The organism is Pseudomonas sp. B33.4 (assembly GCF_034555375.1).
Classification (GTDB): Bacteria; Pseudomonadota; Gammaproteobacteria; order Pseudomonadales; family Pseudomonadaceae; genus Aquipseudomonas.
Genome location: NZ_CP140706.1, coordinates 2667019 through 2683733, shown reverse-complemented (window position 1 = coordinate 2683733; position 16715 = coordinate 2667019). Strand labels below are relative to the sequence as shown.

14 protein-coding genes and 1 riboswitch are annotated in these 16715 nt (G+C 61.0%); of the genes, 12 read left to right on the top strand and 2 right to left on the bottom strand.

Going from position 1 to position 16715, the window contains the following annotated elements; all coding sequences use genetic code 11:
• Position 1 precedes the first annotated feature (1 nt).
• From phnE to U6037_RS11875, 9 genes are all read left to right on the top strand, one after another.
• On the top strand, positions 2-820 hold the full coding sequence (gene phnE / locus U6037_RS11915) for a phosphonate ABC transporter, permease protein PhnE (RefSeq protein ID WP_322846888.1): 819 nt from the start codon (positions 2-4) through the stop codon (positions 818-820).
• A gap of 110 nt (positions 821-930) precedes the next feature.
• Positions 931-2022 carry an iron-containing alcohol dehydrogenase PsrA gene (psrA, locus tag U6037_RS11910; RefSeq protein ID WP_322846887.1) on the top strand — a complete coding sequence of 364 codons (1092 nt, stop codon included), beginning with the start codon at positions 931-933 and terminating at the stop codon, positions 2020-2022.
• 128 nt (positions 2023-2150) lie between these two features.
• Positions 2151-3446 (top strand): MFS transporter, encoded by a 1296-nt coding sequence (locus U6037_RS11905; protein WP_322846886.1) that lies wholly within the window; start codon positions 2151-2153, stop codon positions 3444-3446.
• Positions 3447-3456: 10 nt separating this feature from the next.
• Entirely contained in the window at positions 3457-4326 is an 870-nt protein-coding gene (locus U6037_RS11900; protein WP_322846885.1) for a LysR substrate-binding domain-containing protein, read from the top strand.
• A gap of 76 nt (positions 4327-4402) precedes the next feature.
• Positions 4403-5230 carry a phosphonoacetaldehyde hydrolase gene (gene phnX / locus U6037_RS11895; RefSeq protein WP_322846884.1) on the top strand — a complete coding sequence of 276 codons (828 nt, stop codon included), beginning with the start codon at positions 4403-4405 and terminating at the stop codon, positions 5228-5230.
• A 325-nt stretch (positions 5231-5555) separates the two neighbouring features.
• Entirely contained in the window at positions 5556-6491 is a 936-nt protein-coding gene (locus tag U6037_RS11890; protein WP_322846883.1) for a Ppx/GppA family phosphatase, read from the top strand.
• Positions 6492-6533: 42 nt separating this feature from the next.
• Positions 6534-6728: riboswitch (cobalamin riboswitch) on the top strand.
• Positions 6729-6871: 143 nt separating this feature from the next.
• Positions 6872-7885: an ABC transporter substrate-binding protein gene (locus U6037_RS11885; protein ID WP_322846882.1), complete on the top strand. Its 1014-nt coding sequence runs from the start codon at positions 6872-6874 to the stop codon at positions 7883-7885.
• An 8-nt stretch (positions 7886-7893) separates the two neighbouring features.
• Positions 7894-8898, top strand: a complete 1005-nt coding sequence (locus U6037_RS11880) for an iron ABC transporter permease (protein WP_322847312.1) — start codon at positions 7894-7896, stop codon at positions 8896-8898.
• Positions 8895-9659: an ABC transporter ATP-binding protein gene (locus tag U6037_RS11875; protein ID WP_322846881.1), complete on the top strand. Its 765-nt coding sequence runs from the start codon at positions 8895-8897 to the stop codon at positions 9657-9659. Before U6037_RS11880 ends, U6037_RS11875 begins: the two co-directional genes overlap by 4 nt.
• Here U6037_RS11875 and U6037_RS11870 read toward each other — a convergent pair.
• Positions 9598-10149, bottom strand: coding sequence for a GNAT family N-acetyltransferase (locus U6037_RS11870; protein WP_322846880.1), 552 nt, complete (start codon positions 10147-10149; stop codon positions 9598-9600). The genes U6037_RS11875 and U6037_RS11870 overlap by 62 nt on opposite strands.
• Positions 10150-10327: 178 nt before the next feature.
• Positions 10328-12616: a 5-methyltetrahydropteroyltriglutamate--homocysteine S-methyltransferase gene (gene metE / locus U6037_RS11865; protein ID WP_322847311.1), complete on the bottom strand. Its 2289-nt coding sequence runs from the start codon at positions 12614-12616 to the stop codon at positions 10328-10330.
• A 412-nt stretch (positions 12617-13028) separates the two neighbouring features.
• Between metE and U6037_RS11860 the strand changes: the two genes are divergently transcribed.
• The 3 genes from U6037_RS11860 to U6037_RS11850 all read left to right on the top strand — a co-directional run bounded on the left by U6037_RS11860 (position 13029) and on the right by U6037_RS11850 (position 16660).
• The gene (locus U6037_RS11860) at positions 13029-14405 is read left to right on the top strand and encodes a pyridoxal-phosphate dependent enzyme (RefSeq protein WP_105705023.1); all 1377 of its coding nucleotides are present in this window, start codon (positions 13029-13031) and stop codon (positions 14403-14405) included.
• Positions 14402-15574 carry a cystathionine gamma-synthase gene (locus tag U6037_RS11855; RefSeq protein WP_322846879.1) on the top strand — a complete coding sequence of 391 codons (1173 nt, stop codon included), beginning with the start codon at positions 14402-14404 and terminating at the stop codon, positions 15572-15574. The genes U6037_RS11860 and U6037_RS11855 overlap by 4 nt, the downstream gene beginning before the upstream one ends.
• Positions 15575-16129: 555 nt before the next feature.
• On the top strand, positions 16130-16660 hold the full coding sequence (locus U6037_RS11850) for a phage infection protein (RefSeq protein ID WP_322846878.1): 531 nt from the start codon (positions 16130-16132) through the stop codon (positions 16658-16660).
• Positions 16661-16715 lie beyond the last annotated feature (55 nt).

Sequence of the window (16715 nt, the reverse complement as noted above, 5' to 3'; positions counted from 1 at the left end):
CATGTCATCGCAAAACTATCAGTGGGTCGGCGACCGGCCCCGTGGCCCACGTGGCTGGCTGACCACTGCCGGCATCGTCCTGATTGTGCTGTGGACGCTGAACTGGAGCGCCCAAGGCGCGCAGCTCAGCCTCGGTGAACTGGCAGCGGGATTGCCGCAGATCGGTGATTTCCTTTCGCGCACCTTCCCACCGGATCTGAGCATTCTTCCGCGTCTGCTCGCGCCAGCGGTGGAAACCTTGCAGATCGCCATTTGGGGCACCCTGCTCGGCGTGTTGCTGGCGATTCCGCTGTCCTTCCTCGCCGCGCGCAATCTGAGCCGCAATCGCTGGGTGTTTCACGCCACCCGTCAGGCGCTGAATTTCACCCGCAGCATCAACGAACTGATCCTCGCGCTGATTTTCGTCTCGGCGGTCGGGCTCGGGCCGTTCCCCGGTGTCCTGGCGCTGGCGCTGCATGGCCTGGGCATGCTCGGCAAGTTCTTCGCCGAGAGCATCGAAGAGATCGACCAGGGCCCGATTGAAGCGCTGCAAGCGACCGGGGCGCGACCGTTGCAGGTCATCGTGTTTGGCGTCCTGCCACAGGTCATCACGGCGTGGATTGCCGTGATTCTCTATCGCTTCGAGGTCAATCTGCGCTCGGCCACGGTGCTGGGAATGGTCGGCGCCGGCGGCTTGGGTTTCGAACTGGTGAGCAACCTGAAGTTGTTCAAATACCAGGAAACCGCGACTTGCATCATCGTCATCACCTTCATGGTGATCGTCGCAGACGCCATCTCCAGTCGCCTGCGCGCGGCGATCCAGAGCGGTTCGGCACACTGACGTCGAGCGGCTATCGGCTGAGCCGATTCAAACCTGCGAATTATCGATTTGAGCCGTTGTCGACGGGCGCTGAGTATGGCGCCACACGACAACAACAATAAGGATCCACCATGACTGCCCGCTTCCAGAACCCCGTCGATACCCGTTTCGGCTGGGGCAGCCTGCAAGACCTCACCGCCCTCACCGAACAGCAAACCGTGGCCCTCGTCACCTTCCCTGAGGCCCGTGGCCTGGGGCTGGTCGATCGCCTGCAAGCCTTGCTCGGTGAGCGCCTGGTCTACGTGTTCGAAGACGTTCAGCCCAACCCGGATGTCGCCCACCTGCGCAGCACTTACGAGCACTTCTGGCAGCACGCCGGCGACTGTGACGTGGTCCTCGCCGTGGGCGGCGGCAGCGCCATCGATACCGCCAAGGCGTTGATCGTCGGCACCGAATCCGGCCGTTTCGATGAACTGTTGAGCCTGCTGTCCAGCGGCAAACCGTTCACCCCGGCCCGTTGCAAACAACTGATCGCCGCACCAACCACCGCCGGCACCGGCAGCGAAGTCACCCCGTGGGCGACGATCTGGGACAGCGCCAGCCAGAAGAAATATTCGCTGCACCTAGACTGCACCTGGCCACGGGTGGCGATCATTGACCCGCAACTGATGCTCACCGTACCGGCCGGCGTGACCGTTTCCACCGGTCTCGATGCGCTGTCCCATGCGTTGGAAGCGATCTGGAACGTCAACGCCAACCCGGTCTCCGACACTTTCGCCATTTCTGCGATTGAAGACATTCTCGAATGCCTGCCGCATCTGCAGAAAGACCTGTCGAGCCAAGAGTTGCGCACGCGCATGGCACTAGCCGCACTCAAGGCCGGGCTGGCGTTTTCCAACACCAAAACCGCGCTGGCACACTCGATTTCTTATGAGATGACCTTGCGCCATGGCTTGCCTCACGGCATCGCCTGCTCCTTCACCCTGCCGTTGGTGCTCGGCCTCGCCTGGGGTCATGACGCAACCCGTGACCGCATCCTGCAACGGGTATTCGGCGATGATCTGCTCAGCGCACAACAGCAGTTGCGCGAGTTCCTGCACAGCCTTGGGGTGAAGACCGAATTTGCCGATTACGGCGTCTCGGCCAAGGACGCCGAAGACATCATCCACCTCGCGATGCAGGGCGCACGCGGCAAGAATTTCATCGGTTCGCAAGCTGCCTGACGCCCGCCACCGCCCGATCAACCAAGCACCGCCTACGGCTCATAGCCGTGGTGATTTCCTGCCGCACCGAAAAAGAGTGCACCCGCCGACGACAACCGACGGGAACCGACAACAATAAGGAAAAGATCATGAATCGTGCCGAAACAATGCCTGGTCTCGCCGTACGTTCTGCCTCGTTCCGGGTCGCGCAGTGGCGCATGCTGCTGGCGGCGATGTTCTGTTACCTGTTTTTCTACACCGGGCGGCAGACCTTCGGTTTTGCCATTCCGGGGATTCAGGCTGAATTTGGCTTGAGCAAGGAAACCCTCGGCTGGGCCTCTGCGGCGATGCTCTGGGCCTACGCCATTGGCCAGGCCATCAACGGCAACCTCGCCGATAAATTTGGTGGCCGGCGCATCATGACGCTGGGTGCGGTGTTGTCCTGCGGTGCCAACTGGGTGACCAGTTTTGCCAGCGGTTTCACCAGCCTGATTCTGCCGTGGGGCGTCAACGGTTACTTTCAGGCCTTGGGCTGGGCGCCGGGCGGTCGACTGATTGCCAATTGGTGGGCGGCCGGCGAGCGCGGCAAGGTCTATGGCTTCTACACCTTCGCCGCCGGTTGCGCGTCGATTCTGTCGTACGTCACCTCTATCGTCGTGCTCGAAGTGCTGCAACTGGAATGGCGCTGGATATTCCGTTTGCCGGTGCTGCTGATGCTCGCCGGCGGGATCATTTTCTATCTGGTTGCCCGCGAACGGCCGCAGGATCTAGGCTTCGAACCGGTAGGTGATACTGGCGTGGCCAACGCTGACGACAAACATCAGGAAGCCGCCCATGGCGAAGTCGAGACCTCGGCACAACGCTATAAAGCCGTGTTGAAGAATCCGCGCCTGCTGATCGCCGCGCTGTCACTGGGCTTTCAGAACGCGGCGCGCTACGGCTTGATCGTCTGGGTGCCGGTGCACTTTCTCGGCGCCGACTGGAAAAGCGGTGACGGCATGATCGATCCGAAGTGGATCACCGTCGCCCTCCCCGTCGGCATGGCGGTCGGCGCGTTGAGCAACGGCTGGGTGTCGGACAAGCTGTTCGGCTCCAAGCGCTATCTGGCAATCATGCTTTATATGTTCCTCGGCGCCGCGACCAGTCTGTGGATGTGGAGCCTGCCGCCGCACAGCGTGATCGGCCTGGTCGCGTTGTTCCTTTGCGGCTTCTTCGTCTACGGCCCGGCCTCGAGTTTCTGGGCGCTTTGTCCGGATCTGGTCGGTGCCAAACGCGCCGGCACCGCAACCGGGATCATGAACTTTTCGTCCTATCTGTTTGCCGGCCTCGCCGAGCCTTTGATCGGTCGTTTGCTTGACACCACGGCAAACACGTCTCTCATCTTCATAGTGGTCACCAGCGCCTGCCTGTGCAGCGCGGCCGTGGCATTGTTCATCCGACGCTGATGGGGCTTGCATGTACCAGTATCACAAGTGGTTGCGTTCGTTTCATGCGGTGGCGAAAACCGGCAGTTTCACCCTCGCGGCAGAGTACCTCAGCGTCGGTCAGCCGACCGTCAGCGAGCAGGTCAACGCGCTGGAGAAAACTTTCTCGGTCGAGCTGTTCCATCGGCGCGGGCGCTACATCGAGATGAGTTCCGCCGGGCACAAGCTCTACGCAATCACTCAAGGTTTGTTCGGCCAGGAGGACGAAGCGGTGCAACTGCTGCAGAGTTTCAAGCAACGCAAGAACGGCATGCTGCGGCTCGGCGCGGTGTCGCCGCCGATTGCGATGAACCTGACCTATGAGCTGATGCAGCGCCACCCGGATATCGAACTGGAAACTTCGTTTTCTTCGGAAAAGGACACCCTGGCGCGGTTGTTCAACTTTGATATCGACGTAGCGATCCTGGCCTTGTCGGAATTCGATGAGCGCTTCCACACGCGGCTGTATCACCGTTATCCAATCATCGCCGTGGTGCGCGATGATCATCCGTGGGCCAGTCAGGCGCAGGTTAACATCAGCGAAATCAGCCGCGAGAAATGGGTGATGCGCGAGCAAAGTGCGCGCACCCGGCAACTGGTGGAAGAAAGCTGCAAGCGCCTCGACATCGACCTCAACCGCGTCATGCAACTCAACAGTCGCGAAGCCATCGTGCACGCGATCGTCAAAGGCATCGGCATCGGTTTTGTCTCGGCGGTCGAGTACGCCGAAACCCCGGGCACCACGCCGATCACCTTTGTCGATCACCCGTTTTTCATCGAATACCACCTGTGCTGCCTCGGCATCCGCCGGAACCGACCGGTGATTGCCGAACTGTTTGATTCGAATCCACCGCTGACCTGATCAGCATTGACCCTTGAAACCGCCTACCTCATTGCCGAGGGACGGCCCACGCTTACCCGAAAACGGAGATTTGACCATGCAGTATAAAAACCCGACTCACCTGCAAGCCGCGATCCTTGACTGGGCCGGCACCGTTGTCGATTTCGGCTCGTTTGCGCCGACGCAGATTTTCGTCGAGGCCTTTGCCGAGTTTGGCGTCAAGGTATCGCTGGAAGAAGCGCGCGGGCCGATGGGCATGGGCAAGTGGGATCACATTCGCACGCTGTGCAACCTGCCGCAGATTGCTGAACGCTATCGTGCAGCGTTTGATCGCTTGCCGAGTGACGACGATGTCACGGCAATCTACGAGCGCTTCATGCCGTTGCAGATCGAGAAAATAGCCCTGCATTCGGCGTTGATCCCCGGCGCGCTCGAGGCGATTGCGGCGTTGCGCAACAAGGGTCTGAAAATCGGTTCGTGCTCCGGTTATCCGGCGGTGGTGATGGCCAAAGTTGTCGAACTGGCGCGGGAAAATGGCTACATCGCCGACCATGTCGTCGCCACCGATGAAGTCCCCAATGGCCGGCCGCATCCGGCGCAGGCGCTGGCTAACGTGATTGCTTTGGGCATCGATGACGTGGCGGCCTGCGTCAAGGTCGACGACACCTGGCCGGGGATTCTCGAAGGGCGCGCCGCCGGCATGTGGACAGTGGCGTTGACCTGCTCCGGCAACGCACTGGGCCTGACCTATGAGCAATACAAGGCGTTGCCGTTGGATCGACTGGCGGAAGAACGCGCGCGGATCGGCAAGATGTTCGCGCCTTCGCGTCCGCATTATCTGATCGACACCATCGCCGAGTTGCCCGAGGTAATCGAACACATCAATGCGCGTCTGGCCCGAGGCGAAACTCCTCAGTCCTGCTAACTCCCCACTACCCCTGTAGGAGCTGCCGAAGGCTGCGATCTTTTGATCCTGCTCTCAAAAACAAAGTCAAAAGATCGCAGCCTTCGGCAGCTCCTACAGGGATTTCGCTGAATTTTGGGCAAAAAAAAGCTGCCAAATTCGGCAGCAAAAACTTTAAGAACACGCGATGTATTGGCCTCAGCATAGACGCCGGATAATGACAGTGTCATGACAGCCACACATTCATTGAACCGCCGCTGCCCCGTCATCAGGATGTCATCAAGATCACGGCAGAATTCTCGCAAACCGTCTCGCGCCTCCCGACGGGTGCTTTGCAAGGATTCCCATGAAAGACGACGCCTCGCTGTTTGCCGCCATCGACCTGGGTTCGAATGCCTTTCGCCTGATGATCGGCCAGTCGGTGCGCAGTCGAAAGGGCCTGCAGATTCAGGAAGTGAAAACCCTGCGTGAACCGGTGCGTCTTGCCGAAGGCTTTGATGGCGGCGCGCTGGACGCCTTGGCGCTCGATCGCGGCTGGCAGGCGTTGGCGCGGTTCGGCAAGAAACTGCGCGGTTTCGAGGCCGGCCGCGTTCGCGCGGTGGCCACCAGCGCGGTGCGTGAAGCGGACAACGCGCAACTGTTTCTGGCCAGTGCCGAGCGGCATCTGGGCTTTCCCATCGACGTCATTTGCGGCCATGAAGAGGCGCGGCTGGTCTACGCCGGCGTGACCCATGCCTTGCCGAGCGCTGAAGACCTGCGCCTGGTGGTCGACATCGGCGGCGGTTCCACGGAATTGATCCTCGGCCAGGGCGCGCAACCATTGCTCACCGAAAGCATCGCCATCGGTAGCGGCACCTTGAGCACACGCTTTTTTCGCGGCGGCGACCTGTCCGCCGCTGCGCTGCAGGAAGCCGAACGCTTCGCCATCCTGCAGTTTGAAAAAGTTGCCCGGCGCTACCGCGCTCAGGGCTGGCAGCAAACCATCGGCTCTTCCGGCACCGCGCGCATGCTCGCCAAAGTGCTCAAGGCCAATCGCCTCAACGACTACGGTCAGGACGGCATCACCTACGGCGGGCTACTGCGCCTGTCGTTGCTTCTGCTGAAGGTGAACAACGTCCAGCAACTGAAACTGGCCGGGCTGCAACCTCATCGCCAGAGCATTCTGCCCGGTGGTCTGGTGTTGATGCTCGCGGCATTCAAAGTGTTCGGCATCGCGCAGATGCTGCCCTCCGAACCGGGCCTGCGCCTGGGCGTGTTGCACGGTTTGATGAGCCAGCACTAATCCTCGCCGCGACAGATTCGTCTCCCCTTAAACGGCGCGATCGACTAACATGCCGCCGCCGGTTCCCGAACGGGACTAATAGGGAATCCGAGGTGCTTGCTCAGCATTGATCGGAACTGCCCCCGCAACTGTAGGTGCCGAGCCTGCTCCACGACTGCCACTGGGTGAATCCCGGGAAGGCCGGAGCCAGGCGATGACGCATCAGTCAGGAGACCTGCCGGCACAGTGACTACTAACCGGCGGGGTGTCCGGGAAGGACATCGTGCCGTGCGCGTCTTCGTTGGCTGCCCGGCCTTGCGCTGTTTTCCTGACCGCGTTCGATGGTGTGTTTCCAGACCGTACTCTCCCGCTCCCCGTACGGTTCCCTCGGAGACTGCCCCATGCTGCTGCCCCGCATCGCCACCCTCATCACCGGCCTGACCCTTGGCGCCATGGCGCAGGCGGCACCGACTGTCTATCCGCTGACGGTGAAAAACTGCGGCAGCACCCTGACCTTCCAGCACGCCCCGACGCGCACCGTGACCATCGGCCAGGCCGGCACGGAAATGCTCTACGCCATGGGCCTGAGCGACGAAGTCGTCGGCACCTCGCTGTGGTTCAACAATGTGCTGGACAAGTACAAGGCACAGAACGACCTGATCGAGCGCCTGGCCGATAACGAACCGAGTTTCGAATCGGTGATCGGCAAGCGCCCGGAACTGGTGGCCGTGGAGCTGGAATGGATGGTCGGCCCGCAAGGCGCGGTCGGCACCCGCGAGCAGTTTCATGAGCTGAAGATTCCGACCTACCTGCTGCCTTCCGATTGCGAAGCCAAGGACAACCTCGTCGGCGCCGATGGCACGCGGCTGGCGCCGTTCCGCATCGACACGATTTACAAAAGCGTGAGCCAACTGGCGCAGATCTTCGATGTGCAGGAGCGCGGCCAGCAGCTCAACGACCAACTCAAGGCCAGCCTCGCCAAATCGATTGCCACCGCGCAAGGCAAACAGCTGAAGGACGCCAGTGCGCTGGTCTGGTTCTCCAGCGCGCAAATGGACATCGAGCCATTCGTGGCCGGGCACAAAGGCATTCCCGATTTCATGCTCAGCACCCTCGGCGTGCGCAACGTCGTGCAGTCCGATGAAGAATGGCCAACGGTCGGCTGGGAAACCATCGCCAAGGCCAACCCGACCTTCCTCGTCATCGCGCGCATGGATCGCCGACGCTTCCCCGCCGACGACTATGAAAAGAAACTCGCCTTCCTGCGCAGCGACCCGGTGACACGCAACATGGACGCAGTGAAACACAACCGCATCATCATTCTCGACGCCATGGCCATGCAGGCCAGCCTGCGCATGTTCGATGGCATCGAGCAACTGGCCACGGCCATCAACGGCTATGACCTGTCGCAATGAGTGCCAGTCTGATCCGTACGTTGCTGGCCCTGGCGACGCTGTTGATTGCAGTGGTTGCTGGCGTGGCCATTGGTGAAACCTCGATTGAACCGGGCGTGGTCGTGCAAGTGCTGGCGAACAAATTGTGGGGCGCCGGTTATGTGCTCGACCCTATCGATGAAGGCATCGTCTGGAACTACCGCCTGACCCGCGCACTGGTCGCGGCCGCGTGCGGTGCCGGTCTGGCGACGTGCGGGGTGATTTTGCAGTCGCTGCTGCGCAACCCGTTGGCCGATCCGTATCTGCTGGGGATTTCTGCCGGCGCTTCGACCGGGGCGGTGATGGTGGCGTTGCTCGGGGTTGGCGCCGGAATGATTTCGTTATCCGTCGGTGCCTTTGCCGGGGCAGTTACAGCGTTTGTGCTGGTGATTCTGTTGGCGCGGGTCAGCGGCTCGGCGAGCGGCACCGGGCAAATCATTCTCGCGGGGATCGCTGGCTCGCAGTTGTTCAACGCGCTCACGGCGTTTTTGATCACCCGCTCGGCCAGCTCCGAGCAGGCACGCGGGATCATGTTCTGGCTGCTGGGCAATCTCGGTGGCGTGCGCTGGCCATCGGTGTGGCTGGCGGTGCCGGTGGCCGTGTTGGGGTTGATTGTGTGTCTGTGGCATCGGCGGGCGCTGGATGCGTTTACCTTTGGCGCGGATTCGGCGGCATCTCTCGGCATTCCGGTGCGACGCGTGCAAATTCTGCTGATTGGCTGCGCGGCGCTGGTGACGGCAGTGATGGTGTCGATTGTCGGCTCGATCGGTTTTGTCGGTCTGGTGATCCCCCACGCGGCGCGCCTGTTGCTTGGCACCGGCCATGCACGCCTGCTGCCGGCCAGTGCATTGGGTGGCGCGGTGTTTCTGATTGCCGCTGATGTGTTGTCACGTACGCTGATCAAGGGTCAGGTGATTCCGGTCGGGGTGATTACCGCACTGGTCGGTGCGCCGGTGTTTGCCTTGATTCTGGTTGGCCGCAGGTCCGCACGATGAGCAGTGTTTTGGGTTGTTCTGGTCTGAGCTTCAGAGTGCGTGGCGCCGAGTTGCTCAGCGGTGTCAGCCTTAAGGTGCAGCGCGGCGAGACGCTGGGCATCGTCGGGCCGAATGGCGCGGGCAAATCCACCCTGCTGAAATTGCTGGCCGGGTTGCGCGAACCGAGCGCTGGTGAGGTGCTGCTTGAAGGTCAGCGCCTCGGCAAAATGGCCCGGCGCAGCATTGCGCAAAAGCTCGCGGTCGTTGAACAACAGGCCGACACCGACGACGGCATTCGCGTGTTCGATGCCGTGGCGTTGGGGCGCACGCCGTGGTTGTCGGCGCTGCAACCATGGTCGGCGGCGGACAATGCCATCGTCGAGCAGGCGCTCACCGACGTTGACGCGATGCACCTGCGCACGCGTCTCTGGCGCAGCCTGTCGGGGGGTGAACGGCAGCGGGTGCATATCGCTCGGGCATTGGCGCAGCGACCGCAGATTTTGTTGCTCGACGAGCCGGCCAATCACCTCGACATTCAGCATCAACTGACCATTCTCAACGTGGTGCAGGCGTTGCCGGTGACCACGCTGATTGCGCTGCATGATCTCAATCAGGCGCTGAAATGTGATCGTCTTGCGGTGCTGGAACGCGGGCGGCTGGTGGCGCTGGGCGAACCGTTGGCGGTGCTGACACCGCAGCGGTTACAGGAGACCTTCGGAGTCAGGGCGCACTACCTGACGGACCCGTTTGATGGGGCGCAGATTCTTCGATTCCACTCATGACGCTGTGCATGTGAATGGTCTGCCAGACCGGGTCAGCGTCGACATCGATGATCTCGAAACCCTGCCGCTGCCAGAACGCGATGGCGCCCGGCAGAAACGGATGGGTGTGCAGGTAAATCACGTCTACTGCGTTGGCGAGTGCCAGATCCTTGAGTGATCGATACAGTGCGCCGGCCAGCCCTGAACGGCGCTGCGCAGGCAGGACGAACAGACGCACTACCTCCACCACTGTGCGGTCGGGATAGACAAGGTGCGGGAAGCGTCGGTCGTAAGGAAGATAGCCGATGGACGCGACGATTTGCCCCGCCTGCCGAGCAATCAGAAAGCGCCCTGCCCCATGCAGATAAACCTCGGCAAAACGCGCCAGATCGTCGGGCATACCCGTCGCGCTCAGCTTCGGGAAAAGCTCGGCGCGGGCCTTTAGAACAAAATCCAGCACCTGGGCAATGTCTGCTTCAGACACTGCCTGAATAATCGGTTGATGACTCATGTAACGGCAAACACCTGGACTGCGGCTGGCCACATTAACAACAGCCTCCCGGCGATGCCAGCCATCCGTCTACCTGTAGGAGCTGCCGCAGGCTGCGATCCTTTGATCCTGTTTTCTAACAGCCAACATCAAAAGATCGCAGCCTGCGGCAGCTCCTACAGGGGGGTGTTTATTCGTGTCAGGCCAGCTCTTTGCGCAACTGGCGGGCAGCGGTGACCATGTGCACCAGCGCCGCTTCCGTCTCCGGCCAGCCACGGGTTTTCAAACCGCAGTCCGGGTTGACCCACAGCCGCTCGGCCGGAATCCGCTTGGCAGCCTTGCGCAGCAGATTAGCCATTTCCGAAGCATCCGGGATGCGTGGCGAGTGAATGTCATAAACGCCCGGGCCGATTTCGTTGGGGTACGCGAAGGCTTCGAAGGCATCCAGCAATTCCATGTCCGAACGCGAAGTCTCGATGGTGATCACGTCGGCATCCATCGCCGCAATCGACTCGATCACGTCGTTGAACTCGCTGTAGCACATGTGCGTGTGGATCTGCGTTTCGTCGCGCACACCCGAGGCGCACAGGCGGAACACTTCCGTCGCCCAGTCCAGATAATGCTGCCACTGCGCCTGACGCAACGGCAGCCCCTCACGGAACGCCGCTTCGTCGATCTGCACGATCTTGATGCCAGCGGCTTCCAGATCCACCACTTCGTCGCGAATCGCCAGTGCCAGTTGCCGCGCCTGCACTTCACGACTGACGTCTTCACGCGGGAACGACCACATCAGCATGGTCACCGGGCCGGTCAGCATGCCTTTCATGACTTTGTCGGTCAGGCCTTGGGCGTAGCGGATCCACTCGACAGTCATGGCTTGCGGACGGCTGAGGTCGCCGAAAATCACTGCCGGTTTCACACAACGCGAACCGTAGCTTTGCACCCAGCCAAAACGGGTGAACACGTAGCCATCGAGTTGCTCGGCGAAATATTCGACCATGTCGTTGCGCTCGGCTTCACCGTGCACCAGCACGTCGAGGCCCAGGCGCTCCTGGATTTCCACCGCGTGGCGGATTTCGCTGTGCATGGCTTCGGTGTATTCGGCTTCGGTCAACTTGCCTTGTTTGAACGACTGACGAGCGAGGCGAATCGACGCAGTTTGCGGGAACGAACCGATCGTCGTGGTCGGGAACAATGGCAGATCGAGTCCGGCGCGCTGCTTGGCAATGCGCTGGGCGAACAGCGACTGACGCCGACTGTCCTTGGCCGTGATAGCGGCAACCCGGGCTTGCACCGCAGGTTTGTGAATACGCGGCGACGCAGCGCGGGCAGCCTGCACCGCGCGGCTTTCAGTCAATGCGCGCAGCACTTTCGGCGCTTCAGGTTCGTTGACCGCTTGAGCCAGCACCGCGACTTCTTCGCACTTCTGCACAGCGAAAGCCAGCCAGCTTTTCAACTCGGCATCCAGTTTGTCTTCACGAGCCAGATCCACCGGGCTGTGCAGCAACGAGCAGGACGGCGCCACCCACAGCCGATCGCCCAGACGCTCATGGGCATGCTGCAACGTCGCCAAGGCACTTTCCAGGTCGCAGCGCCAGACGTTACGGCCGTTGACCACGCCCAGGGACAACACTTTATAAGCCGGCAAGCGATCAAGAATGGTCGGGTATTGCTCCGGTGCGCGCACCAGATCTATGTGCAAACCGTCGACCGGCAGGTTGGCGGCCAGACCGAGGTTTTCTTCCAGGCCACCGAAGTACGTGGCCAGCAGTTTTTTCAGCGGATCTCGCTGGATCTGGTTGTAGGCACGCTCGAAAGCGTTCTTCCATTCCTGCGGCAGGTCGAGCACCAGAATCGGCTCGTCGATCTGTACCCACTCGACGCCTTGAGCAGCAAGACGCGAGAAAATCTGCCCGTACAGCGGCAGCAAACGATCAAGTAATTCCAGCTTGTCGAACTCGGCACCTTTGGCCTTGCCCAGCCACAGATACGTCAGCGGGCCGATGATCACCGGTTTGACGTTATGGCCCAGTGTGCGTGCTTCTTCGACCTCTTCGAACAACTGCTCCCAGCCCAACTGAAACTGCTGATCCACGCTGAATTCCGGGACCAGGTAGTGGTAGTTGGTGTCGAACCACTTGGTCATTTCCTGGGCGTGCGCGCCGCCGCAGCAACTGTCGCTGACGCCACGGGCCATGGCGAACAGGGTCTGCAGATGGGCTTTGCCGTCGTGCGGACGGAAGCGTTCAGGGATCACACCGAACATCAGCGAGTGCGTCAGGACCTGGTCGTACCAGGCAAAATCGCCGACCGGGAGCAATTCGATACCGGCATTTTTCTGCAGGTCCCAGTGGGCCTTGCGCAGCTCGCGACCCACTTCACGCAGGCCGGCCTCGTTCAGTTCTCCTTTCCAGAACGCCTCTTGCGCTTTCTTCAGTTCGCGGTCGCGACCGATGCGCGGAAATCCAAGGGAATGGGCCAGTGCCATAACAAACAACTCCAATGTCTTGTTGATGGCGGCCATTGTCGGCATCGGTAGCTAGTGAGACAAACTCAATTTAATCTTGATCAACACGAGTTTCCCTCATGATCAAATCGTTGCTGAAAACACCTCTGACTTGTGCTTTGGCAAAAACATCAAACCGTTTTCGCAGCAGGAAATTTCTTCACAGATCAAGCGATTGGTGAGCGTAACGACGCCCTTTGAAAACTCGATGACGCCTCTGTGTAAACGCACTCAAACCCGCCCCGGCAGGTCTTTGATTTCGATCTATCGTTAGATCGAAATGGCTGAATTGGCGACCGACTAAAGGTTGCGACAGCCGATGTCTGAGCCTATGTTGCACGCGAGTCTTTTCCCCGCGATTGGAACGCGATCAACACCACTAAGAGGTGAAGAAATGTCAAAGGAATCACGCCCTGCCGTACTTGGGCTGATCGGCAATACTCCGCTTGTGCAAGTCACCCGCTTCGACACTGGGCCTTGCACGCTGTTTCTCAAACTCGAGTCGCAGAACCCCGGTGGTTCGATCAAGGACCGCATCGGTCTGGCCATGATCGACGCCGCCGAACGTGATGGTCGCCTGCAACCCGGCGGCACCATCGTCGAAGCCACTGCCGGCAACACCGGCCTGGGCCTGGCATTGGTTGGCCGTGCCAAAGGCTATCGCGTGGTGCTGGTGGTGCCGGACAAAATGTCCACCGAGAAAGTCCTGCACTTGAAGGCCATGGGCGCCGAGGTACACATCACCCGCTCCGATGTCGGCAAGGGCCATCCCGAGTATTACCAGGACGTCGCCGCCCGTTTGGCCAAAGACATTCCCGGCGCATTTTTCGCCGATCAGTTCAATAACCCGGCCAACCCGCTGGCCCACGAATGCAGCACCGCGCCAGAAATCTGGGCGCAGACCGAACATGATCTGGACGCCATCGTCGTCGGTGTCGGTTCCGCGGGAACCCTGACTGGCCTGAGTCGCTTCTTCAAGCGTGTGCAGCCGGATCTGGAAATGGTCCTGGCCGATCCCGTCGGTTCGGTGATGGCGCAATACAGCCGCGACGGCTCTCTGCCAACGCCGGGTTCATGGGCGGTGGAAGGTATCGGCGAGGACTTCATTCCGTCGATCACCGACCTCTCCAGCGTGCGCCACGCCTACTCGATCAGCGATGAAGAAAGCTTCGATCACGCCCGCCAGTTGCTCAAGGCTGAAGGCATTCTCGGTGGCTCGTCGACCGGCACCCTGCTCGCGGCGGCGCTGCGTTACTGCCGCGAACAGACCGAGCCGAAACGCGTGGTGAGTTTCGTCTGCGACACCGGCACGCGCTATCTGTCGAAGGTCTACAACGACCAATGGATGACCGATCAAGGCCTGCTACAGCGCAAAGGTTATGGCGACCTGCGTGACCTGATCGCCCGGCGTTTCGAAGACGGCCGCGTGATCAGCGTCGGCCCCGACGACACCCTGCTGACCGCGTTCCAGCGCATGCGCCTGGCCGATGTTTCGCAGTTGCCGGTGCTGGTGGAAGGCAAGCAACTGGTCGGCGTGATCGATGAATCAGACATCCTGCTGCCAGTGCACGAAGATGCCGCGCGCTTCAGTCAATCGGTGTCCAGCGTGATGACCGACAAGCTGCAAACCCTCGCGCCGGGCGCCAGCCTTGCCGAGCTGGAATCGGTGCTCAGCCGTGGCCTCGTCGCCATCATTGCCGATGCATCGGGCTTCCATGGTCTGATCACTCGCACCGACATGCTCAACCAATTACGGAGATCCCTCGCATGAGTCAGCACGACGATAAATCCCAAGGCTTCGCGACCCGGGTGATCCACGCCGGGCAGACGCCGGACCCGACCACCGGCGCGCTGATGCCGCCGATCTACGCCAACTCCACCTACCTGCAAGACAGCCCCGGCGTGCACAAGGGTTTCGATTACGGCCGCTCGCACAACCCGACGCGGTTTGCCCTGGAGCGTTGCGTGGCGGATCTTGAAGGTGGCACCCGCGCATTCGCCTTTGCCTCCGGGTTGGCGGCGATTTCCACGGTGCTGGAATTGCTCGATGCCGGTTCGCACATCGTCTCTGGCAACGACTTGTATGGCGGCACCTTCCGCCTGTTCGACAAGGTCCGTCAGCGCAGCGCCGGGCACCGTTTCAGCTTCGTTGATCTAGCCGATCTGTCGGCGTTCGAAGCGTCGTTGCAGGACGACACGCGCATGGTCATGGTCGAGACGCCGACCAACCCGCTGCTGAGCCTGTCGGATCTGGCTGCGATCGCACGTATTTGCCGTGCTCGCGGGATTATCTGCGTGGCCGACAACACCTTTGCCAGCCCGTATATCCAGCGGCCGCTGGAGTTGGGTTTCGACATCGTGCTGCACTCGACCACCAAGTACCTGAACGGTCACTCCGACGTCATCGGCGGCATCGCCGTGGTCGGGCAGAACGAAGAACTGGCCGAGAAACTGGGCTTCTTGCAGAACGCAGTCGGTGCGATTGCCGGGCCGTTCGATGCGTTTCTGACCCTGCGCGGGGTGAAAACCCTGGCACTGCGCATGGAACGTCATTGCAGCAACGCGCTGGATCTGGCGCAGTGGCTGGAACAACAGCCGCAGGTCAAACGCGTCTACTATCCGGGGCTGGCCTCGCATCCGCAGCATGAATTGGCCAAGCGCCAGATGCGCGGTTTCGGCGGGATGATTTCCGTCGATCTGAACAGTGATCTGGATGGTGCGCGGCGCTTTCTCGAGAACGTGAAGATCTTCGCGTTGGCGGAAAGTCTCGGTGGCGTAGAAAGTCTGATCGAGCACCCGGCGATCATGACTCACGCGACCATTCCGGCTGATACCCGCGCCAAACTGGGGATCGGCGATGGTCTGGTGCGACTGTCGGTTGGCGTTGAAGACGTCGAAGACCTGCGCGCTGACCTGGCGCAGGCGCTGCAAGCGATCTGACCTTGCAGGAACGACAAAGCCCGCACGAAGCGGGCTTTGGTGTTCGAGTAGGCGGCCAGTGCTGGTCTCTGGCTTACAAGGTTTATCGGGCTTCCCACAGTACCGGGCCAAATTGAAAAGGTACGGCCTCGGCTGCTTCACACGGCATAAGGGCTGGATCTCAGCGCGGAGATCTTTCTAACCGTGTACCTTTCGGAGCGCGCCCCACGCCCCCTTGCTATCCGATTGCGCATCAGTCTGCGTCTTCGCCTACATCTTTGAGCCTAGCAAAGGCTGGTCAGCGCGAATCAGTGTTTTTAGACTGATTTGAGCTTTGCCCGAATCGGGCAGGAAGAGAAGCGCCTAACGCCCGTCGATCCCCCCGCCCTACCGCTTCGCAATCGCGATCTATACTCAATCAGTTCGATCATGTTTCTGTCGACACCCGCGCGCCGGATGGTGTGCCCGTGCCTTTCGCCAACCAGGTTAACCCGAGCCAAATCAGTCGTAGCGCCCGCGAACACGCGGCGAACGATGCCTTATCGCTTTGTGGCTGCTGGGTCGTGGAGAAAAACTATGAAACACAAGCTGTTGTCAGGCGTGCTTCTGGCGGTCGTGGCGACCGTTGTGGTGCCCAATGTCTGGGCGGCGCAGCCGCAGGCGTTGGCGTCCGACGGGGCGGATCATGTGGGTGCCGGGGCGGTGGCATCGGATGGGGCTGATCATGTCGGTGCCGGTGCAGTCGCTTCTGATGGTGCCGATCATGTAGGTGCAGGAGCCGTTGCGTCCGATGGCGCCGACCATGTCGGTGCCGGTGCAGTCGCTTCTGATGGTGCCGATCATGTAGGTGCAGGAGCCGTTGCGTCCGATGGCGCCGACCATGTCGGTGCAGGCGCGGTGGCTTCTGACGGTGCCGACCATGTCGGTGCAGGCGCCGTGGCTTCTGACGGTGCTGATCATGTCGGTGCGGGCGCACTGGCTGCGGATGGCGCCGATCGCACTGGCGTCAACCGGGTTGCCTATTCCCGCGTCGGCGTCGGTTCTGATCGTGTTGCATCCGCGTTGATGACGGGCAGTTATTCCGACCAGTTCAACAGCCCGCAGTAATCTTCCCTTGGCCCAACGGGCGGTTCCAGCGAACCGCCTGTTGAGCATCGCACTA

Bases quoted from the DNA above. Each gene is read 5' to 3' on its own strand.
- phnE (WP_322846888.1), top strand. From the start codon at position 2: ATGTCATCGCAAAACTATCAGTGGGTCGGCGACCGGCCCCGTGGCCCA.
- psrA (WP_322846887.1), top strand. From the start codon at position 931: ATGACTGCCCGCTTCCAGAACCCCGTCGATACCCGTTTCGGCTGGGGC.
- U6037_RS11905 (WP_322846886.1), top strand. From the start codon at position 2,151: ATGAATCGTGCCGAAACAATGCCTGGTCTCGCCGTACGTTCTGCCTCG.
- U6037_RS11900 (WP_322846885.1), top strand. From the start codon at position 3,457: ATGTACCAGTATCACAAGTGGTTGCGTTCGTTTCATGCGGTGGCGAAA.
- phnX (WP_322846884.1), top strand. From the start codon at position 4,403: ATGCAGTATAAAAACCCGACTCACCTGCAAGCCGCGATCCTTGACTGG.
- U6037_RS11890 (WP_322846883.1), top strand. From the start codon at position 5,556: ATGAAAGACGACGCCTCGCTGTTTGCCGCCATCGACCTGGGTTCGAAT.
- U6037_RS11885 (WP_322846882.1), top strand. From the start codon at position 6,872: ATGCTGCTGCCCCGCATCGCCACCCTCATCACCGGCCTGACCCTTGGC.
- U6037_RS11875 (WP_322846881.1), top strand. From the start codon at position 8,895: ATGAGCAGTGTTTTGGGTTGTTCTGGTCTGAGCTTCAGAGTGCGTGGC.
- U6037_RS11870 (WP_322846880.1), bottom strand. From the start codon at position 10,149: ATGAGTCATCAACCGATTATTCAGGCAGTGTCTGAAGCAGACATTGCC.
- metE (WP_322847311.1), bottom strand. From the start codon at position 12,616: ATGGCACTGGCCCATTCCCTTGGATTTCCGCGCATCGGTCGCGACCGC.
- U6037_RS11860 (WP_105705023.1), top strand. From the start codon at position 13,029: ATGTCAAAGGAATCACGCCCTGCCGTACTTGGGCTGATCGGCAATACT.
- U6037_RS11855 (WP_322846879.1), top strand. From the start codon at position 14,402: ATGAGTCAGCACGACGATAAATCCCAAGGCTTCGCGACCCGGGTGATC.
- U6037_RS11850 (WP_322846878.1), top strand. From the start codon at position 16,130: ATGAAACACAAGCTGTTGTCAGGCGTGCTTCTGGCGGTCGTGGCGACC.